The organism is Pseudoalteromonas sp. SWYJ118 (genome assembly GCF_015864505.1).
GTDB classification, from domain to species: Bacteria; Pseudomonadota; Gammaproteobacteria; order Enterobacterales; family Alteromonadaceae; genus Pseudoalteromonas; species Pseudoalteromonas arctica.
This window is the reverse complement of the sequence record NZ_JADYXC010000004.1, coordinates 151,510-171,502: the sequence shown is the minus strand read 5'-3', so window position 1 is coordinate 171,502 and position 19,993 is coordinate 151,510. Positions and strand designations below refer to the sequence as shown.

Here is a 19,993-nt window from a genome sequence, read left to right as displayed (position 1 = left end):
TTTGGTCTTTAGGCAAGGCAGAGCCTATGTAGTGTGGTTATTCCCCATAAATAGGCGATAACGCAGCATAAATGCCAAACATGCGCTGCCCTTTGGGTTCTTTCTAGGGACGATTAACTCTTTGTTACTCGGTTTTTACTTAGCCCGCTAGGTTACAAACCTCGCGCCGCGATTAAATCGCCCCTAGATTGAACAAATTTCAATCCACAAAGATCAACACGCCCTAGTAACTTAGTTTATTAATTATTGCTTTATAAAAGCCCGCTTGCGGGCTTTTATTGTTTATACATCAATTTATAACAGATAAACTGCTGCCATTAATTATTTAAAGACGACAGCTATGCGGTACTTATTTGCAGTAACTTTACTTTGGGCATTTTCATTTAGTTTAATTGGCGTGTATTTAGCCGGCCAAGTTGATGCATGGTTTAGTGTGTTAATTCGCATAGCACTAGCCACTCTGGTATTTTTACCATTTTTAAAACTTAAAACAACGCCTAAACCTTTAGCCTTAAAGCTTATGCTGATTGGCGCTGTACAGCTTGGTATTATGTACAGCTTTTATTACCACTCATTTTTATTTTTAACCGTACCCGAAGTACTGCTATTTACAGTAATGACCCCTATTTACATCACTTTATTAAACGATGCATTGAATAAACGGTTTAACCCACGCTTTTTTATAGTCGCGCTTATTGCCGTAATCGGTGCAATTACCATTCGTTTCGAAAACCTAAATAACAACTTCATAATCGGATTATTGCTTGTTCAAGGTGCTAATATCAGTTTTGCTGTAGGTCAAGTGACCTATAAACGCTTAATGATGAACAATCAGCTTGATGATAAAACCGTATTTGGATGGTTTTTTATAGGCGCACTTATTATTGCCACAATTTGTTATGCATTATTTGGTAATTCAAACAAATTACCAAGCACTTCTACTCAGTGGGGAATACTGATTTATTTAGGAGTTGTTGCATCGGGCCTTGGTTACTTTATGTGGAATAAAGGCGCAACACTCGTCAACGTTGGAGCTTTAGCCGTAATGAATAACTTACTAATCCCAGCTGGTATTATAGTTAATGTCCTTATATGGAATAGAGACGCTGACATAGTTAGGTTAAGTATTGGAGCAGCTATAATGTTAGGTGCATTAATAGTGAATCAAATTATTAATAAAAAAGTAAATTAATAAACTTGTAGCTAAATTGTCATTAATAATCATTAAGGTAGTACAAATTTTACTTTTTAAGGATAAACAATGAAACGTATTACCTTACTTACAGGCTGTATATTGTTAGCCACACTTGCTGGCTGCGACGACGATGTAGAAATAATAGAAAAAGAAGTGGTTGTTACCAACACCGAAGTTGAGATTGTTGAAGTACCTACGCCTGTTATTGTAGAAGTACCAAACGGTGATGCGCCAGATATTCAACTAGGCACTCGTCCATATTATTTAGTCAATGATATGAGCGACAGCGCTTTAAAAACACAATTAGAGTCATGCAGTGAAGGTCCTTTTTACCGCACCGACTTTTCTATTGGTCATCGCGGTGCATCAATGCAATATCCTGAGCACACCAAAGAAGCCTACATTGCTGCAGCTAGAATGGGCGCAGGCATTGTTGAATGCGATGTTACATTTACAAACGATAAAGAACTAGTATGTCGCCACTCCCAATGCGACTTACACACCACAACTAATATTTTAGCCATTCCTGAGCTTGCAGCTAAATGCAGTGTACCATTTACACCAGCAGACCCCGCTAACGGTATTGCTGCTTCTGCAAAATGTTGTACCAGCGATATAAGCTTAGCGGAATTTTTAACCCTTGAAGGTAAAATGGATGGGGCAAACACTAATGCAACTACCGTTGCCGATTACATGGATGGTACACCAAGTTGGCGCACTGATTTATATGCCACCAACGGCACATTGATGACCCATAAACAAAGTATTGCATTGTTTAATGAGATGGGCGTAAAAATGACCCCAGAACTTAAATCGCCGCAAGTAAGTATGCCATTTAATGGAATGACCCAAGAGCAATACGCGCAAAAAATGCTAGACGAATACACACAAATGGGTGTGCCAGCCTCAAAAGTTTATCCGCAGTCGTTTAATCTTAATGACGTAAAATACTGGATTAATACCAACCCTGATTTTGCAGATAAAAGCGTATACCTAGATGGTCGCGACAGCGAAGCAGGATTTGATCCAAACAACCCGCAAACATGGCAACCTAGCATGGATGAGCTTGTTGCCGATGGCGTTAAAATTTTAGCGCCTCCAATTTGGATGATGCTAACAATAAACAGCGAAAGTAATATAGTGCCATCACAATACGCCATTGACGCAAAAGCAGCAGGTTTAGAGCTTATTGCATGGAGCCTTGAGCGCTCAGGTCCGCTTAATGAAGGTGGTGGTTATTACTATCAATCAATTGCTGATGTTATAGATAACGATGGCGACATGATGACGGTCGTTGATGTACTCGCAAAGGACGTGGGTGTAATGGCTATATTTTCAGATTGGCCGGCTACCGTAAGTTATTACGCTAGTTGTAATAAAATGCCTGCAAGTATTTAATACCAATCTGCTTATATATGGGGTCTATTTAACGTTAAGAAAATTACGCTAGAACTAGGCAAAAATTTTTTATCTAGTTGTTCTAAATAAAAAATTTTTAACGACGTTATAGTGAAATTTAATTCGTTAAATTGATCAAAGATTTATGCAGGTTGGTATAAATATTCGACAACAAAAGTCGTTTATTTTATCGCGCTCAGTTACCATATCATTATATATAATTTTATTTAACTGAGCGCTTTTATGATAATTCAACAACATAACGCAGACTTGCCAACACCTACAGGTTTAATGCGAACAACCGTATATCGCCCTCAGGCGCAAGGGCAATTCCCTGCTATTATTTTTTATTCTGAAATTTTTCAGCAAACTGCACCTATTGCACGCAGCGCGGCTATTTTAGCAAGCCATGGCTTTGTAGTATTAGTGCCTGAAGTGTTTCACGAGTTAAATCCTATAGGCACTGTGCTTGCTTACGATGATACAGGTAAAGACAAAGGCAATGCCGATAAGTGGGCAAAGCCACTTGAGCATCATGATAGTGACACGCAAGCCATGATCGATTTTATAAAACAACAAAGCTATTGCACAGGTACAGTAGGCGCAATGGGCGTATGTATTGGTGGGCATTTAGCTTATAGAGCGGCGCTTAACCCTGAAATTAAAGCGGCTTTTTGCTTATACGCGACTGATATTCACAGCGACACATTACCGGCAAAATCAGGTAATAACTCATTTGAACGCATGGCTGATATACAAGGCGAAATTCACTTTATATGGGGTAAACAAGACCCGCATGTGCCACAAGAAGGTCGCACTAAAATATACCAGCAATGCGTAAGCACTGGCATTAATTACCAATGGCAAGAAGTTAACGCCCAGCATGCCTTTATGCGTGATGAAGGTGAGCGATACGATGCAGCCCTTGCAATTAATATGTATCAACAAGCGGTTGCATTATTTAGCCGTACTTTATAAGTATTTTATAAATGCTTTATAAATATTTTAAAAGCGAAAAGAATTAAACGCTTTTCAGCATACCCAAGGCGGTATGCTGTTTTACAAAATATGCTTTTAGGTAATCAATAAATAATCGTAGTTTTTTAGAACCCGCAGCCCCTGGCGGAAATACTCCGTACAGTTCAATATCTTTGCTTTTATAATCATCTAATATTATTTCAAGTAGCCCAGCTTGTACTTTAGGCCACGCATCGTAAAGCGGTATACGCCCAATGCCATGCCCCGCTTCTACAAAGGCAGTACGTGCAGCTGCGTTATTAGTACTTAAGGCGCCTTGCATTGCAATGTCGTGTTTTTTGCCATCTTTTGAAAGTGTTAACGTTTTACTTCCTAGCTGATAAACCACCCATTGATGATCTGCCAATTCTAAAGGCGTTTTAGGTTTACCAAAATGTGTAAAGTAATCCGGCGCGCCACAAATACAAGTGCTCATTGTAGTAAGCTTGGTTGCTTGCAAGTTGGAGTCACTCAGTGCCACACCCCTAATTGCAAAATCGAACCCATTTTTAATAATATCAACCACATCGTCAGTAAGCTGTAAGTCTATTTTAATTTTAGGGTATTGGCGCTTAAACGTATTTATTGCGGGCACAATTAGCTGCATTCCCACATTCACAGGGCAGCTAATTTTAAGTAAACCTTGTGGCTCACTCTTTATATTTTCTATTTGCTGATTAGCCGCATTAGCTTGTTCGGTAATTATTCTACAACGCTCATAATAAGCAATGCCCGCCTCAGTTAGCGCCATGGTACGAGTTGAGCGATTTAATAAAGTGACTTCAAGTTGGGTTTCTAACTTTTTTAAATGATAACTTGCTACTGCTCGCGTAAATCCTAGCTGTTTAGCGGCAGCAGTTAAACTGCCCTGCTCTACAATTTGCGCAAATACGACCATGCTCTTTAACTGCTCAAACGACACCTTCATATGTGCTCCGTAGCGTGTTTTAAATTCAACCCCTCTATTGTATCAATTATTAAATCAATAAAGTTAAATTTATCATCGTTGTTTAAAACTCTTTTAGTGCATATAGTAATTGGTAAGCAAGATAAACTAATTCAAATCATCAGAAGGAATATATTCAATGTCTAAAAAAATACTTATGGTTCTTACATCTCACGCAGAACTTGGTAACACTGGCGAAAAAACAGGTTTTTGGGTAGAAGAATTTGCAGCCCCTTATTATGCATTTGTTGATGCAGGCGTTGAAGTAACATTAGCGTCTCCAGCTGGCGGTCAACCACCCATTGATCCGACAAGTACGCTTGTCGATTTTCAAACAGATGCAACAAAACGTTATGACGCAGATAGCGCAGCGCAAACCCTTATGGCAAACACTAAAGTGTTGAGTGAAGTAAAATCTAACGATTTTGATGCTGTATTTTACCCAGGCGGTCACGGTCCATTATGGGACTTAGTTGACAACACTGATTCAATCTCACTTATCGAAAGCTTTGTAAAAGAGCAAAAGCCTGTTGCTGCGGTATGTCATGCAAGTGCTGCATTTTTAAATGTTAAAGATGCTGATGGCAATGCATTAGTAGCGGGTAAAAAAGTAACTGGTTTTACTAACTCTGAAGAAGCTGCAGTGCAACTTACCGATATCGTGCCATTTTTAGTTGAAGACGAGCTAATTAAAAAAGGTGGCGATTATCAAAAAACTGACGACTGGGGTGTATTAGCACTAGAAGACGGTTTAGTAATTACCGGCCAAAACCCAGCAAGCTCTGAACTAGCTGCAAAAAAACTATTAACTAAATTAGGTTAATAGTGAGTAATAATTAAAATTAAGCACAGCATTTTATGCTGTGCTTTTTTAATTGCTTTTCATTAGCAAATACAATTCCTATACTGGCAACTCTTAAAGTCAATTAGGGCGATTATATGGCAACCAAGCCAACCACACTGTCATTACTAACGAGTACCCGTTTCGCAATATTTAGTATTGTTGTTATTTGCTTCGTACTACAGGTGATCAATAGTCTACCTGGCATAAATCTTAATGGTTTAGGCATATATCCACGCAGTATCCAAGGCTTAATTGGCATACTATGCGCACCTTTTTTACATGGTAGCTGGTGGCACTTTGCCAGTAATATGATCCCATTTGTAGTATTAAGCTGGCTAATTTGCCAGTACAGCGTAAAACGTTTTTATAACGTATTTATTTTTACCGCTCTAGTCGGTGGACTCTTAGTTTGGGCATTTGGGCGCAGTAACATACATGTTGGTTTAAGCGGTGTTATATATGGTTTATGGGGCTTTATTCTATGCTACGGCTTAGTAAGACGCTCATTAAAATCAATTATAATTGCAGTTGTAGTGGCTATACTTTATAGCGGTTTTATATGGGGTGTTTTACCTCAGCGCTATCATGTATCGTTTGAAAGCCATTTATTTGGAGCGCTAAGCGGGTTGTTTTTAGGTTATAGATTAGCAAAAGCCGATAAATTAAAAGGTCGGTAAATTAAGTATTAGGGCCTTTAATTAATTTTTTATGGCCACATTTACCATATATGTATTTCATCTAACAGAGGTTATTTATGAGTGATAAAAACGAATACACGCCACCAAAAGTATGGACGTGGGAAAGTGAAAGTGGCGGTAAGTTTGCCAGCATTAACCGCCCAATCGCAGGCGCGACTCATGACAAAACTCTACCTATTGGTGAGCACGCATTTCAGCTTTATTCTCTTGCGACACCTAATGGCCAAAAAGCTACAATCATGTTTGAAGAGCTTTTACAGCTTGGTTGCACCGATGCAGACTATGACGCATATTTAATAAACATAGGTGATGGCGATCAGTTTGGATCTGACTTTGTTGATATTAATCCAAACTCAAAAATCCCAGCGCTAATGGATCATTCAACCACGCCGCCTACTCGCATCTTTGAATCTGGTTCTATTTTACAGTATTTGGCTGAGAAATTTGATGTACTCATACCTAAAGATTTAAAAGCTAAAACTGAGTGTCGTAACTGGCTATTTTGGCAAATGGGCTCAGCGCCTTACTTAGGTGGCGGATTTGGTCATTTTTATAGCTACGCACCAAGTAAAATGCAATACCCTATTGACCGTTTTACCATGGAAACTAAACGCCAGCTTGACGTGTTAAATCGCCATTTAAGCGAAAATGAATACATGGCAGGTGATGAATACTCAATTGCCGATATTGCAATTTGGCCGTGGTACGGATCGTTAGTGCTTGGAGCTTTATATGATGCAGCAGAGTTTTTAGATGTTGCCTCATACACCCATGTTGTACGCTGGGCTACGCAAATATCAGAGCGCCCCGCAGTAAAGCGTGGTCGTCGCGTAAATCGCACATGGGGCCCTGAAGAAGAGCAAATGGCAGAGCGCCATAACGATAGCGATTTCGAAGGTTAAATCTATAGAACAGCAAGTAAAGTCGTTAACACTTTAACCTGCTTGATAATTTTAAGGCTCAAAATAAATATTTATTTTGGGCCTTTTTACTTTTTAAACTTTTTTTATCCCTCCCATAAACTATATTTACTTTACATTAAAGTTTTATTTAGCTGTGTAAAGGCTTATTAAGCTCTTTGTATTACCAGTATTGCATTAGTGTAATTTGCTAAATGGTTTACTTAATTTCCTAGGGGTTGTTTTTGAAAAAGGTTTTAATTAGTGCCATATAACAATTTAAGTAATAATGAGCGAAAAGAAGCGCTCAAAATTTTATACTCGAATGCTATTTCCGGAATTGCAGTCTCTGTACTAGTCAGCGTTGCTTTAGTATTTGCTTTTGATATAACTAATGAGAAAACTAACCACGATAAAGTAGTCTGGTTAGGCATAATGATGTGCGTGCTTACTTTACGTATTATTGATGTAGGGCTTTTTTTGAAAGCTCAAAATTCTCGCCAACCTTACAACACACATTCTTATCTAAATCGCTTTGCTATTGGCTGTATATCAACAGCCGTGTCTTGGTGTGGTTATGCTCTTTGGTTTCATAGCACTTCATCTACGGTGGAAGTTACTACGACCATTGCTATTTTATCGGCGCTTGCCGGTGGCTCTGCAAATTTGCTGTCTGGAAGTCGTTTTACCGCTGTTCTATATAGTTTTACTTTATTGGCGCCCTACTCTTTTTTGCTAGCGCTTTCAAACGATCACTACCAACACGTATTGGGGTTATTAGGTTTAACTTTTGCCACAATCATGATTGCCTCTTCGTACAAATCAGCCACATTTACACACAGTGCAATCAAGCTCAAAAACCAAAACAGAGAGCTGCTTAATGAAATGGAAAATAAGGTCGAACAACGCACTGAAGAAATTTACCGCTTATCGAATACCGATCCACTCACAAATCTATTAAACCGCACCGCATTTTTAAAAAATGCAAACAAACAACTAGCAGATAACCCTAAAGAACCCTTTGCTTTATTATTTGTAGATTTAGATGGTTTTAAGCAAATCAACGATTCGTTGGGTCACAAAGTAGGCGATAAAGTATTAAAAGAAATAGCACTGAGAATTAGTAATGTATGCAACCAACAACTCTATAAATGCCGTTGGGGCGGAGATGAGTTTTTAATTTTAGCAACGTATCAAAGCCAAACTGAGCTTATCGAGTTTGCTAATAAAGTGCTTCAAAGCATTAGCGCCGAGCATGAAACATATAAATATCAAAAATGGGTATCAGCAACTATTGGAATGGCCATGTACCCTGAGCACGGGAGTGATTTAAATACCTTAATTCGCTCTGCTGATATTGCAATGTATCACCAAAAACGCATGGCTAAAGGTAATATCAATATTTATAACGATTCACTCAAATTAAAACAAGAAAGAGAGTACCTGTTGAGTCAACGCCTAGCCAGTGCCATAGAAGAAAACAGTTTAAGACTAGTATTTCAGCCAATTGTAGATAGCAAAACATCAAAAGTAACCTCTTTCGAATCATTATTACGCTGGCAACTAGACGGTGAAAATATTTTCCCTGATGAGTTTATAACTATTGCCGAGCAATACGGTTTAATAACCCAAATGGGCCTCTGGGTCATAGAACAAGCATGTATACAAGCAAATAAATTCAACCATTTACCGACAAAAATTGCAGTAAGCGTGAACGTATCGGTAATACAATTACAAGATCCAAATTTTGTAACTAAGGTATTAAAAATAGTAAACAATCACCAAGTAGAGCCTAAAGATCTGCATATAGAAATTACCGAATCAGTATTTGCCGAAGATAAACTCACATTTTTGACAGCCGTGAAAGCACTACAAAAACAAGGCTTTTGTATTTCAATTGATGATTTTGGAACTGGCTACTCATCACTATCAAGCATGCTTGATATTGGTGTAGATATAGTAAAAATAGACAGAAGTTTTATTCAAAATATGGATAAAAGAGGGTTAAGTATTATTCATGCAATTGTACAAATGGCCTCATCTTTAGATTTTACTGTTGTTGCCGAAGGCGTTGAAACTATTGAACAAGCAAACACGCTTACTAATATTGGTGTATCTCACCTGCAAGGTTATTACTTTTCAAAACCGATGGAAGTAGATTTTGTAGATGCTTATTTAAATGAGCAAAATAAGCTGTGCCGTTGATAACCAAAACCCGCTAAAAGCGCTTAACTGCCATATGAGTTTTGCACTACCTTTCTTATTAGGGCTTGTTTATCTTTCGAGGTTAAATTTGCAGCAGACTGTTTGGTATTTAGGCAATGCAGAGCCTATGTAGTGTGGTTATTCCCCATAAATAGGCGATAACGCAGCATAAATGCCAAACATTCGCTGCCCGAAGGGTTCTGCCTAGGGGAGATTGACTCTTTGTTACTAGGTTACAAACCTCGCGCCGCGATTAAATCTTCCTTGGGTTGAACAAAGTTCAATCCTGAAAGGTCAACAAGCCCTTCTTAAAACATAATCTTACAATTACTTACACCCAGTACATAGTTATTAGCGTAGGCTAAATATAAACCAACTTACATAAGTGTATTACGTTTAAATTTACGCTAATTAGCAAACCGCCAGCGCTGGACCCTACGTTAAGTTGTGCGCTGATGTTGCTTATATAAGTGAATAATAAAAATGTAACGATACAACTAAATATAAAAAAGGGATTTGCATGATAAAACCACTTTGCTATTCACTCATCACTTTACTTACCCCCATTAGCGCTATAGCTCAAACAATGGCAATAAAAACAACGGATGAATTAGTATCAACCGATTCAGAGATTTTATTTGCATATAATAAAGAATCAAAACAATTAGAAGCCATCAATTTACTCACATCACTAAGTAGTGAACTTGCTTTACCAAAAAATGCCATCGGGTTTGATGTGGCTACACTTGCTAACATTACCGATAAACAAGCACTCGTACTAACAAGTGATGGCGTATACAAAGCCCATGCTGGTAAACCAACACTATTGTTTAATTATGAGTCGGTTCTAAATCAATTAAAAATAGATAAATTTGAAAAAGTAGACTTTGTCTTCGATGCCAACAACGACGGTCTAAGCGATATTTTCATCCCTGGGTTAGCAAGCAGTACTTTATACATTCAAAATAAAGATGGCAGCTTTAAGCCTAACAAATTTAAACAAACACCTATGTATGAAGGCAGCTTTTCAGGAAAAGGGCTTTCTCTAGAAGTTAATATTAACAATAAACCCGTTGTTATTGATTTTAACCACGACGGGTTAAGCGACTTGGTTTTTTCAAATGACTTTGGAGCAGATGTACTACTTGCTAATTCAGAAGGCTTTGAGCAAAAGCTCACCTCAATTGATTTTAACATCGAATTAGGCGAGCTAAGCAATGGCGAAACTCGCAAAATAAAGCAAATTATTGATATTAATAACGACGGATTTCTAGATTTTACAACTAGACAGTTTAAGCCAACGCAAGGTATGGATTCGTTAGATATAAAAATAGCACATACTTTGTACCTAGGAAGTGCTAAAGGCTTTAGTAATACGCCCATTACCTTATTTGAAACACAAGGCCCTAGTGAGTTATTGCTCAAAACTGATTTTAATAATGATGGCTTAATTGATTTACAAAAAATGGATTTAGATATTGGCTTAGGTACTATTGCGTCTATGGCATTGGGCGGTGGCAGTACTGATGTAGATGTAGAAATGAACATTTATAAGCAGCAACCCGACGGCTCATTTGCCAATAAATCGAGTATCGAACTTGATTTAGAAATGGAAGTAGGAATGAACGGCGATGATTCCGAGCCAGCCCTATATTTAGGTGATATTAACGGCGACAGCTATATTGACGCAGTATACAAATACAGTAAAAAAACGCTGTATATTTATTACGGAGAGCAAGACTCACTGCTAAATGATAAACGTAAAAAATTAAAACTAACGCTGCCTAAAAATAATAAAGATATTCTTCTGGTAGACATAAACCAAGACGGTAAAAAAGATTTTGTATTTAAATTTACCGAAGAAGATGGCACCAGCAAAATAGAAACACGCTTAAATTAAGCCAATAAAAAAGCCCAACGGAGTTAACCGTTGGGCTTTGGACTTAAGACTTTCGAGTAACAGTCAGCTTTACTCTAAGTTATAACACCTAAGCAGTTACATTTAGCAGTGAATCGCCTTCACTTAAACCAAACTTCTCTTGCACTGATGCAAGGATTGATTCTTTATCTTCATCAGACAACTGGCTTGAATACTCAGTTAATAGCTCATCTAAGTAGCTGACTACTTCGTCTGTATCTACTGATTCTAATGAGTTCTGTGGCGGCGGTGGCGGTCTTTGGCCTTCCACTCGTCCTGCATCACCAATGCTTTTAGCATCAAACTCAAGTTCGCTCATTAAATCAGCAAGCTCTTTTGTTGGTTCAATACCTTGTTCTTTAAATGCCGCTTGAATACTTTGCGCGTTTTCTTCGGTTAAGTTTTCAGCGTCAAACTCTGCAAGCGTTTCTTTAACAAAATCGCTTTGCTCTGTTGTTAGTTTTGCAGCCTGACTACTTTGTTGCGACATAAAACTCGCAGAACTACTGTTAATACTATTAATCATTTTAGTATCCTTTCAGCGTTCACGACGAGGTGGTTTATGATCGCTAAGTTCTTGTTCACTAATTTCGCCATTACCATCGGCATCTATAGAATCAAAAATTGTTTGTGCATCGCCGTGTGGCGGTTTTTTAGCACTAAACTCTTCAAAGCTAATTACGCCATCACCATCAGTATCAATAGTTGAGAAGTCAGGTTTTTCAGGAGGATTGTCACCGCCTCGAGCAGCTACATTAGCTGAAAAAGCAATAGATAATATTGCCACAGTGGCAAGAGTTGAAAAATGCTTCATAGTAATAACCTCGTATTTAAGAATTAAACTAAGCTTACGCTTTAAAAACGCAAACAATGTGCAAATAATGAGGAAGTAATAAATTATTTTAATAAAAAATAGTAATCTAAATACTTATTTAAAAAGTTCTGGTTGATTGCTTTGCAATCAATATATAAGCTAATAAAATAATACGATTAATTACTCTCAGGCAGTAGTGTTACTGCCCTTAATTCTCAAAGCTGATATACTGCTTGAGCCAATTAAACAAACAAATACAGAGCACTTTCATAAATAATGATTAATAACCAACCCTACTTAGCAGGCAATCTGTGAAAATACCTAAACGCCTACAACCCCTTGTTGATGATGGCCTTATTGACGAAGTTATAAGCCGACTAATGAGCGGTAAAGAAGCCGATGTATTTATTGTCCGCTGTGGTGAGCACATTCGCTGTGCGAAAGTGTATAAAGACGCGGTTAAACGTAGCTTTAAAAAAGCGGCACAATACCAAGAAGGCCGAAAAGTACGTGGTGGACGCCAAGCGCGTGCTATGGGTAAACGTTCTAGCTATGGCCGTCAATTAGAAGAAGAGATTTGGCAAAATGCCGAAGTTGATGCGTTATCTCGTTTAGCTGGCGTGGGTGTACGTGTTCCTGATACTTACTTTTGTATTGATGGCGTGCTGCTTATGGAGCTTGTGTCGGACGAGAATGGTAACGTAGCCCCTCAACTTGGACATGTCGTTTTTAGTGAAGAGCAAGCTATTGAGCAACATAAACTCATGATGCATTACATTAAGCTTATGCTTTGCGCAGGTATAATACACGGCGATTTATCTGAATTTAATGTACTTGTAGATAATAACGGCCCTGTAATTATAGATTTACCGCAAGCAGTTAACGCTTCAGCAAATAACAGTGCACAAGCTATGTTTGCACGCGATGTAAATAACATACGCCGCTACTATGGTGAATTTGCGCCAAGCATACTAAAAACTCAATACGCTAAAGAAATGTGGGCATTATTTGAAGAGGCCAATTTAACGCCTAATTCAACGCTTACAGGTGAATTTGAAGACAGTGACGAACTTGCCGATGTAGATTCTATTCTTGATGAAATTCAAGCTGCCGAATACGAAGAGTTTGACCGCTTAGAGCGAATTAAAAATGCTGACGATGATGAATAGCTCATCGTCATAGCTTACTAATACCTCTTACTGCGGGTGCACAAATCGGTAGCCAACCCCATAAACAGACTGAATAACACTTTCAGTTTGTGTCACTTCATCTAGTTTTTTACGCAACTTTTTAATATGGCTATCAATAGTACGATGGCTCACAATACGCTGATCGGCGTACATAGTGTCCATTAAACTATCGCGCGAATAAATACGATTTGGGTTGTTAAACAAAGGTTTAAATAGCTGAAATTCAAAGTTCGTAAGCTCTATGCTGTTTGATTTGTATTTTACGCTGTAGGTACTCTCGTCAAGCTTCATTGTTGACTCTGTAACATCACTTGCGCTACTTAATCGCCTTAATATAGCTTTAACTCGCGCCACCAGCTCAGCATAACTAAACGGCTTACAAATATAATCATCTGCACCTAACTCAAGTCCAAGCAGCCTATCTATTTCTTCTACTTTTGCCGATACCATAATAATAGGCACATTTGAAAAGCGCCTGATTGCTTTACATAGTTCTATACCACTTTGACCAGGTAGCATTATGTCGAGCAAAATTACGCTCGGCCTGTTAATTTCAAGCCAAGGTAATACTTCATTTCCGTGATGTATTTGATGAGTAACAAAATGATGGCTACTTAAAAAGTCACTCATTAAGTTAGCTAGCTTTACTTCATCTTCTACAATCAGTATTTGTTCGCTCATAGAGTTCTCTGTTATTAGTAATCCAAAATTAGGATAAAAATACCATATCAAACAAAGTTCAAGTTACGTATTTTTTGTGAATCAACTAAAGCTAAATAGTTGGTAGCCTAATAATAATAGCAAGGCCGCCTAAACTGGCTTTTTCAGCGGCTATTTCACCTTTGTGTCCTTTAACTATATGCTGACAAATAGACAAACCTAAGCCTGAACCGCCCTCTTGACGATTACGCGAGCTATCTACTCGATATAAATACTCAAACAAATGCGATAAATGCGACTGATCTACACCTACGCCATTATCTTCAATTATAAGCTCTAAGTAGGTTTGCCCTTTAATGCTTATATTACTAGCCGTTAATGAAATAGTTGTGCATTGAGCATAATGTACCGCGTTCATTAAAATATTATCGAGTAGCTGTAAAAGGCGCGTTTTATCTGCTTGTACAGTTATATGTTTAGCGCTATTTAGTAGATAAATTTTTATATTATGTTGTTCAAGTATAGCCTGATACTTTTGCTCTACAGTGCTTAATAGTAACGCCATGTCAGTAGGTTGCATAGTGTAGTGCATTCCCCCTAACTCTGCGCTGTTGAGCATATGTAAGTCGTCTATTAAGCGTTTTAAATGCAAAGCTTCATCGTTAGCCGAACTTATATTTTTTGTATTCGGTTCGCGTATGCCAAGTAGCATAGCTTCAAGTTCACCGAGTAAAATGCTCATTGGCGTCCTAAGCTCATGAGAAATATTAGCAAGCCAGCGTTTACGTACTTGCTCGTCTTTAGCGAGTGTAAATGCAAGCGTATTAAAATCTTCGCTTAATTGGCCTAATTCGTCTTTTCGCTCAAGCGTAAGTTTGGTCTCGTAATTCCCTTGTGTTAAGCGATGCATACCATTTGCAATTTGCTTTACAGGGCTAACTAAGTGGCGAGATAATAAAAAGGTAACAAGTAACGTAAGCAGTACCGCAGCTAATGCAATAAACCATAAATAGTTAGTTTGCTGTTGTAAAAAATCAAGCTCATAACCATCAACCAAGCTATCTCTTTTAGATACAGCTAAGTAACCCACTGTTTTATCGCTCACTGTAATTGGGGTTGTTATATATTTTAAATCGCTGAGGTATCTACCCACTACTCGCTGCTTATTTTCATCAAGCAAAGCGTAGTGAGCAATATTTTCAGGTGGTAGGCGGCGCTCTCCCCCTAAACGAATATGATCGGGTGGCGGCCGTCGCATCATTCCCCCTCTGGGGCCTGGACCTTCTGGTGGCCTAGGTAAAAACTGGCTATTTTCTAGCTGAGATTCAACAAGTTTTCTAAAATTTTCGCCATTGCCAACAACACGTTCCCATGAGGGGGTTTTTTCGTATTGCTTTGCAAGTTGCACAACAAGTGGTTCAAGCGCTTTTACTTCTTTTGCATTAACAAAATCAATTACGCCTTGCCCTATACTCCATTGTATAAGTACTACTAGCCCTGCAATAACACTAAAGGTAAAACTAAATAGTATTAAAAAAAGTTTATTATGAATTTTCATTAATGCGTGTTTTCAACCTTGCTAGGAAAGCTTTCAAATCGGTATGTTATAAACTCTTTGGTTTGATCGTTAACATACAGCGTAGCAACTATTTTTTTGCCCTGAGCGGTCCAATACATATGACCATGATTATTTAAAGTAACCGATACGGTATTTATACCACTTTTAAATAAGTTAGCAGGTAAATGCAATGCATGTCCGTAAATTCGCTGTATTTTAACCCCATTTATATATAAATGAGCATGACCTTGTAAAAAGCCCGTGTCATCGTTTGTAGTAACGCTCATCATTTGCTGCATGTTCATTGCGCCCTCAGGGGGTACAGATAAATCATAGCGCTGAGTATCTAAAATTAAGTTATAACCCGACATACTATCTTTTAATAACTTAAGGCTTAATGCCGGGATTGGCGTATCACTTGGCACTGCTATAGGCATATGGCTATGATCCATCATTTCCTGCTGCGCAAAGAGCTTAAAGCTCAATAGCACAGCAGTAGTTAGGATCAATGCGTATTTAAAATAACGCATAGTTACTCCTTACATTCCCGGTGGTGGACCCATTGTTTCGCCCGTATCACAGCGACCAATTGAATTATCGGCTAATTGACCTTTAAAACGAGGCCCTATTTGATAAGGAAAAGAAGGCTGTAATTTACCATCACTGTCTAACGTTAGTGTTATATGGTAGTGATAACCCTTGCCATCGTTAGTATCGTGGCCGTTATGCTCATCTAATTGAGCACCGGTTACTGTTTTTTGTGCGTAGTAGAAATCTTCAAAGTAATAACCATCGTCGGCATTTAATGTATTACCAGAGAGCGTCGTTACTTCTGCGCCAATAGCAGGACCTGCATCACTTGTTTGTGTGCCTTGGCTAACATCGTATTGATCGACTAAAGTACAGCTTCGCTCACCTTCAGTACCACAACCACCTTCACTTTCTGACGCGCCATAATCACGCATTTCCCAGCCGCTTAATGCAAGTTGACCGTTACTTTCATAAGGACCATAAAGCGGATAGCCATCAGCTGCAAACCCATAAATAGGTGAATGCGCATCGCCATCATCTTCAAGTAAATCAGCTAAGCAACTAGTATAAAAATGGTGATGATATTCACCGTTAGCAGCATGTCCGCCACACACATCAACATCGTATTGCTCAGCAATGGGCGCTAATGTATACCAAATATTATTACCGTAGCTCATACCATCGCCCCAGTTAAATATACTGGTGCCATTAACCATTAAGCCAACTGTACCTAAACCTGTTTCACACGTTTCAGTGTCAGATAAATCGGTAGGTGTTATCGGAAAATACGCCTCAACTGTTTGTTCTGTCGGGCAACCTGGTCCTGGAGGCCAATAGCCTGCGCCGCCTGTGTCATCACAGTTTTCAGTGCTGCTGTTATAGCCAATATCTTCACCAAACGAAATGGTTTGCCCTACTGCTGCTGAGGTTACACCGTTATAAAAATCGGTAGCTGCACGCGGGCGGTTATTTAACGCGTCTACTTGGTCTTGTGTAAGCGTTACGTCATATTTAGGAATGTCAGTTGTTTGCACATACATGTATTCAACGTCAGCATCTTCCTCAGAAACAGTAACAACCTCAACTGATTGAACATCTTCAACCACTGCGCCATTGTTTTGTATATAAGTGGAGGTTGTATCGTTGTTAATTAACCAGCTGGTAAGTTTTGCACTATTATCAACTGCACCAGTATCTGAGTCTGATGAAGCAATAACATTAACTATAACGGTATCTACAACGACATCGTTTGTGCCGTCATCTGCACTGATTTCAAATACAAGTGCTTCATCGGTTAAAACTTCAGGTGCAACAAACTCAGTAGACGTTGCAGTACTTGAAGATAAGCTAACGGTAGTGCCTGATGTTTGTGACCAGCTAACGGATACTTCGCCATCATCTTCAACTGTTGAAATTAAATAAACGGTATCGCCCGCATTAACAGTTTGGTCAATACCGGCGTCAACCGTTGAAGCACTATTACTGACTGTCTCGCCGTCTGTTGTAGTACTTGTAGAATCGCTGTTACATGCGCTTAAAGCGATACAAAGCGCACTTAACGCAAATAACTTAGTTACATTAGAGGCTTTTGTTTTAAAAAGTGTTTTCAATGCTTGAACCTTTACTTTAACGTTTAATAAAACAAAGTTAACAAGTAAAAGTGCAAACATTGTGCACAAACTAAGGAAGAATAAACATAAAACTAGATTTGTGGTCGTTTAAGTATAAATTTGTCTTTAGTGGTTGCATAGTAATCTCCACCCATTCTACCTACCGCATCTAAAAGTGTTGGGTCAATATAACCGTCAACAAACACTTCATCGTCAACACAAATACCCACTATGTCTAACAACATCATTTGTCCGCCGCCAGGCTCGCTTGAAATAGTAATAACTTCACGTAGCTTACACTCATAGCGTACTTTTGAATCAGCAACACTCGGCACTGCGACCATTTGGCTATCAATTTTAGTTATATTTGCAGCATCAAACTCACTAACATCACTAGGATAATTAGCACAGCTTTGATTCATTTTTTCAACCTGCTCATGACTCACAATGTTAATCACACATTCTTTAGTCGCTAATAAGTTAATTAATGTATCTTTGCTTAGTTTATCGCGTGGATTTACTTGCGTCACACTCAATACTGGTGGGTTACAACTCGCTACTGTAAAAAATGAGTAAGGAGCAATATTAGCCACACCGTCGCTACTTAATGTACTTATCCATGCGATAGGCCGAGGGCTGATCCCGCCAACTAAATACGAATAAACATTAAGCTCTTTATTTACAGTTAAATCTAAAAACATACTTTTCCTTTTAATACATTAAAACTAAATCTTAATTCAAGTTAGTTACGTATAGGTTTGGCTGACTCAGTTAAATAACAAGCTAATTTTTATCTCTATTTAAAGCAATAAACAAATTATATGAAAATAAACATCGTGTGGTTTAAACGTGATTTGCGTCTTAGCGATCATCAACCATTAAAAAATGCATTCAGTAATGGCTTACCTACCCTATTACTTTATAACTTTGAGCCATTATTGCTCGAAGATGCACACTACAATGAGCGGCACTGGCGCTTTGTGTATCAATCAATAGTTGAGTTAAATAATCAGCTAGCGCGTTTTAACGCCTGTGTTTATATCTTTAATTTAAATATGAACGATTTACTTGAATCGTTAAAGGCACAGTTTGAAATAGTTAGTATTTTTAGCCATCAAGAAATAGGCTTAAACAACACCTTTGAGCGCGATAAAGCAATAAAAGCATGGTGCCAGCATAACCATATTAATTGGCAAGAGTCGCAAACAGGCGCGGTTATTCGCGGCAAAAAAAATCGTAATAATTGGAACGAACGCTGGCAGCAAACAATGCAAGCACCTATTGCAGTTCCTAATTGGAAGAGTATAAAAACAATTACCCTCAATAACTACCAAACACCTGAGCTACCAAGCGCTTACACGCAAGGTCACGACAGCTTTCAACAAGGCGGTCCGCTGCATGCGCGAACTGTAATGCAGAGCTTTTTTGCCGAGCGCGGTAAAGGTTATCAAAAAGGAATATCGAGCCCAAGTTTAAGCCAAACACATTGCTCCCGACTTTCGCCGTACCTAGCATGGGGGAACATTAGCCTTAGGCAAGTGTATCAAATGGCCATTGATGAATATCATTCAAAACACCCTGACAAAAGAGGCTGGAAGCGCCCGCTTGCAGCGTTTGTATCGCGCTTGCATTGGCACTGCCACTTTATGCAAAAGTTTGAGAGCGAATGTTCTATGGAGTTTTTAGCCCTTAATCCGGGTTATCATGTATTTCCGTATCGCGATGATGAACATGTTAAAAACGATATTGAACGCTGGGCGCAAGGTCAAACAGGTATTCCCATTATTGACGCTTGCATGCGCTGCTTAAAAGCCACCGGCTATATAAACTTTAGAATGCGCGCCATGCTTGTAAGCTTTGTAACGCATCATTTAAATATAAGTTGGCAGCAAGCAAGCTTTCCGCTCGCTAATTACTTTTTAGATTTTGAGCCTGGCATTCACTACCCGCAAATTCAAATGCAAGCCTCGGTAACAGGCATAAACACCATTAGGCACTACAACCCAATTAAACAATCAGAAGATCAAGATCCAACAGGTTCATTTATTAAAAAGTGGTGCCCCGAGCTTGAAAAACTCCCTATTGAATATTTACATCAGCCTTGGGAGCAAACTCCAATGGAAGCACTCTTTAACGACTTTAAGTTAGGGGAGGATTATCCCGAACCGATGCTTGATTTAACAGCAGCCTCAAAAGAAGCACGCGAACGCTTATGGCAATACCGTGAGCGAGCCGATGTTAAACGCGCCATAGGGAGGATTCTTAAAAAACACGTTGGAGGTACTCAAAAAGTTACTCGAACAAAAAGTAAAACGGATACTAAAAGTAACAGCAAGGCTAAGTAAGTATGGCGCACAAAAAACTAAACTTACCTCAAAAAATATGCCCTATTTGTAATAAACCTTTTACGTGGCGTAAAAAATGGCAGCGCGACTTGGATAACGTTATTTTCTGTTCAGAGCGCTGTAAGCGAAATAAACAGGGATAACAATTAACTGGCGTCTATTTTG

Annotated in this window: 19 protein-coding genes; 11 read left to right on the top strand and 8 right to left on the bottom strand. The window is 38.7% G+C overall.

Annotation, left to right across the window (positions count from 1 at the left end):
• The first annotated feature begins 340 nt into the window (after positions 1 to 340).
• The 3 genes from I6F48_RS06790 to I6F48_RS06780 all read left to right on the top strand — a co-directional run bounded on the left by I6F48_RS06790 (position 341) and on the right by I6F48_RS06780 (position 3,571).
• Complete coding sequence (locus I6F48_RS06790; protein WP_197119108.1) at positions 341 to 1,192, top strand: carboxylate/amino acid/amine transporter; 852 nt, start codon at positions 341 to 343, stop codon at positions 1,190 to 1,192.
• Positions 1,193 to 1,261: 69 nt separating this feature from the next.
• Entirely contained in the window at positions 1,262 to 2,593 is a 1,332-nt protein-coding gene (locus I6F48_RS06785; protein ID WP_197119107.1) for a glycerophosphodiester phosphodiesterase family protein, read from the top strand.
• Between the two features lie 243 nt (positions 2,594 to 2,836).
• Positions 2,837 to 3,571: a dienelactone hydrolase family protein gene (locus tag I6F48_RS06780; RefSeq protein WP_165729030.1), complete on the top strand. Its 735-nt coding sequence runs from the start codon at positions 2,837 to 2,839 to the stop codon at positions 3,569 to 3,571.
• Between the two features lie 43 nt (positions 3,572 to 3,614).
• On the opposite strand, the gene I6F48_RS06775 is transcribed toward I6F48_RS06780, so the two are convergent.
• Positions 3,615 to 4,538, bottom strand: coding sequence for a LysR family transcriptional regulator (locus I6F48_RS06775; RefSeq protein WP_165729029.1), 924 nt, complete (start codon positions 4,536 to 4,538; stop codon positions 3,615 to 3,617).
• A 157-nt stretch (positions 4,539 to 4,695) separates the two neighbouring features.
• Here I6F48_RS06775 and I6F48_RS06770 point away from each other — a divergent pair, with 157 nt between their 5' ends.
• The 5 genes from I6F48_RS06770 (at position 4,696) to I6F48_RS06750 (ending at position 11,102) form a co-directional block, all read left to right on the top strand.
• Positions 4,696 to 5,379, top strand: a complete 684-nt coding sequence (locus I6F48_RS06770; RefSeq protein WP_024593554.1) for a type 1 glutamine amidotransferase domain-containing protein — start codon at positions 4,696 to 4,698, stop codon at positions 5,377 to 5,379.
• A 116-nt stretch (positions 5,380 to 5,495) separates the two neighbouring features.
• The gene (locus tag I6F48_RS06765) at positions 5,496 to 6,077 is read left to right on the top strand and encodes a rhomboid family intramembrane serine protease (RefSeq protein WP_010555361.1); all 582 of its coding nucleotides are present in this window, start codon (positions 5,496 to 5,498) and stop codon (positions 6,075 to 6,077) included.
• Positions 6,078 to 6,154: 77 nt separating this feature from the next.
• Positions 6,155 to 7,000: a glutathione-dependent disulfide-bond oxidoreductase gene (gene yghU, locus I6F48_RS06760; RefSeq protein WP_007581288.1), complete on the top strand. Its 846-nt coding sequence runs from the start codon at positions 6,155 to 6,157 to the stop codon at positions 6,998 to 7,000.
• A gap of 261 nt (positions 7,001 to 7,261) precedes the next feature.
• Positions 7,262 to 9,202, top strand: coding sequence for a putative bifunctional diguanylate cyclase/phosphodiesterase (locus I6F48_RS06755; RefSeq protein ID WP_165729026.1), 1,941 nt, complete (start codon positions 7,262 to 7,264; stop codon positions 9,200 to 9,202).
• 520 nt (positions 9,203 to 9,722) lie between these two features.
• Positions 9,723 to 11,102, top strand: a complete 1,380-nt coding sequence (locus I6F48_RS06750) for an FG-GAP repeat domain-containing protein (protein WP_010555359.1) — start codon at positions 9,723 to 9,725, stop codon at positions 11,100 to 11,102.
• Between the two features lie 88 nt (positions 11,103 to 11,190).
• Here the strand turns inward: I6F48_RS06750 and I6F48_RS06745 are convergent, their stop codons facing one another.
• A complete protein-coding gene (locus I6F48_RS06745; RefSeq protein WP_165729023.1) occupies positions 11,191 to 11,646 on the bottom strand; it encodes a hypothetical protein in 456 nt (151 codons plus the stop codon).
• Between the two features lie 12 nt (positions 11,647 to 11,658).
• Complete coding sequence (locus I6F48_RS06740) at positions 11,659 to 11,934, bottom strand: EF-hand domain-containing protein (protein ID WP_007581281.1); 276 nt, start codon at positions 11,932 to 11,934, stop codon at positions 11,659 to 11,661.
• Positions 11,935 to 12,245: 311 nt separating this feature from the next.
• On the opposite strand from I6F48_RS06740, the gene I6F48_RS06735 reads away from it, so the two are divergent.
• Positions 12,246 to 13,103, top strand: coding sequence for a PA4780 family RIO1-like protein kinase (locus I6F48_RS06735; RefSeq protein WP_010555357.1), 858 nt, complete (start codon positions 12,246 to 12,248; stop codon positions 13,101 to 13,103).
• A gap of 27 nt (positions 13,104 to 13,130) precedes the next feature.
• Here the strand turns inward: I6F48_RS06735 and I6F48_RS06730 are convergent, their stop codons facing one another.
• The 5 genes from I6F48_RS06730 to I6F48_RS06710 form a co-directional block, all read right to left on the bottom strand.
• Positions 13,131 to 13,805, bottom strand: a complete 675-nt coding sequence (locus I6F48_RS06730) for a response regulator (protein ID WP_007581275.1) — start codon at positions 13,803 to 13,805, stop codon at positions 13,131 to 13,133.
• Between the two features lie 91 nt (positions 13,806 to 13,896).
• On the bottom strand, positions 13,897 to 15,342 hold the full coding sequence (locus I6F48_RS06725; RefSeq protein ID WP_165741100.1) for an ATP-binding protein: 1,446 nt from the start codon (positions 15,340 to 15,342) through the stop codon (positions 13,897 to 13,899).
• Complete coding sequence (locus I6F48_RS06720) at positions 15,342 to 15,872, bottom strand: hypothetical protein (protein ID WP_165729021.1); 531 nt, start codon at positions 15,870 to 15,872, stop codon at positions 15,342 to 15,344. Before I6F48_RS06720 ends, I6F48_RS06725 begins: the two co-directional genes overlap by 1 nt.
• Positions 15,873 to 15,881: 9 nt before the next feature.
• On the bottom strand, positions 15,882 to 17,543 hold the full coding sequence (locus I6F48_RS06715) for a YHYH protein (protein WP_165741099.1): 1,662 nt from the start codon (positions 17,541 to 17,543) through the stop codon (positions 15,882 to 15,884).
• Positions 17,544 to 17,575: 32 nt separating this feature from the next.
• Positions 17,576 to 18,184, bottom strand: coding sequence for a flavin reductase family protein (locus I6F48_RS06710; RefSeq protein WP_165741098.1), 609 nt, complete (start codon positions 18,182 to 18,184; stop codon positions 17,576 to 17,578).
• A 120-nt stretch (positions 18,185 to 18,304) separates the two neighbouring features.
• Here I6F48_RS06710 and I6F48_RS06705 point away from each other — a divergent pair, with 120 nt between their 5' ends.
• Positions 18,305 to 19,828 (top strand): cryptochrome/deoxyribodipyrimidine photo-lyase family protein, encoded by a 1,524-nt coding sequence (locus I6F48_RS06705; RefSeq protein ID WP_165741097.1) that lies wholly within the window; start codon positions 18,305 to 18,307, stop codon positions 19,826 to 19,828.
• Positions 19,829 to 19,830: 2 nt separating this feature from the next.
• On the top strand, positions 19,831 to 19,971 hold the full coding sequence (locus I6F48_RS06700) for a DUF2256 domain-containing protein (RefSeq protein ID WP_165741096.1): 141 nt from the start codon (positions 19,831 to 19,833) through the stop codon (positions 19,969 to 19,971).
• The last annotated feature ends 22 nt before the right edge of the window (positions 19,972 to 19,993 follow it).

Bases quoted from the DNA above. Each gene is read 5' to 3' on its own strand.
- I6F48_RS06780 (WP_165729030.1), top strand. From the start codon at position 2,837: ATGATAATTCAACAACATAACGCAGACTTGCCAACACCTACAGGTTTA.
- I6F48_RS06715 (WP_165741099.1), bottom strand. From the start codon at position 17,543: ATGTTTGCACTTTTACTTGTTAACTTTGTTTTATTAAACGTTAAAGTA.
- I6F48_RS06730 (WP_007581275.1), bottom strand. From the start codon at position 13,805: ATGAGCGAACAAATACTGATTGTAGAAGATGAAGTAAAGCTAGCTAAC.
- I6F48_RS06700 (WP_165741096.1), top strand. From the start codon at position 19,831: ATGGCGCACAAAAAACTAAACTTACCTCAAAAAATATGCCCTATTTGT.
- I6F48_RS06720 (WP_165729021.1), bottom strand. From the start codon at position 15,872: ATGCGTTATTTTAAATACGCATTGATCCTAACTACTGCTGTGCTATTG.
- yghU (WP_007581288.1), top strand. From the start codon at position 6,155: ATGAGTGATAAAAACGAATACACGCCACCAAAAGTATGGACGTGGGAA.
- I6F48_RS06770 (WP_024593554.1), top strand. From the start codon at position 4,696: ATGTCTAAAAAAATACTTATGGTTCTTACATCTCACGCAGAACTTGGT.
- I6F48_RS06775 (WP_165729029.1), bottom strand. From the start codon at position 4,538: ATGAAGGTGTCGTTTGAGCAGTTAAAGAGCATGGTCGTATTTGCGCAA.
- I6F48_RS06740 (WP_007581281.1), bottom strand. From the start codon at position 11,934: ATGAAGCATTTTTCAACTCTTGCCACTGTGGCAATATTATCTATTGCT.
- I6F48_RS06765 (WP_010555361.1), top strand. From the start codon at position 5,496: ATGGCAACCAAGCCAACCACACTGTCATTACTAACGAGTACCCGTTTC.
- I6F48_RS06710 (WP_165741098.1), bottom strand. From the start codon at position 18,184: ATGTTTTTAGATTTAACTGTAAATAAAGAGCTTAATGTTTATTCGTAT.
- I6F48_RS06790 (WP_197119108.1), top strand. From the start codon at position 341: ATGCGGTACTTATTTGCAGTAACTTTACTTTGGGCATTTTCATTTAGT.
- I6F48_RS06725 (WP_165741100.1), bottom strand. From the start codon at position 15,342: ATGAAAATTCATAATAAACTTTTTTTAATACTATTTAGTTTTACCTTT.
- I6F48_RS06745 (WP_165729023.1), bottom strand. From the start codon at position 11,646: ATGATTAATAGTATTAACAGTAGTTCTGCGAGTTTTATGTCGCAACAA.
- I6F48_RS06750 (WP_010555359.1), top strand. From the start codon at position 9,723: ATGATAAAACCACTTTGCTATTCACTCATCACTTTACTTACCCCCATT.
- I6F48_RS06705 (WP_165741097.1), top strand. From the start codon at position 18,305: ATGAAAATAAACATCGTGTGGTTTAAACGTGATTTGCGTCTTAGCGAT.
- I6F48_RS06785 (WP_197119107.1), top strand. From the start codon at position 1,262: ATGAAACGTATTACCTTACTTACAGGCTGTATATTGTTAGCCACACTT.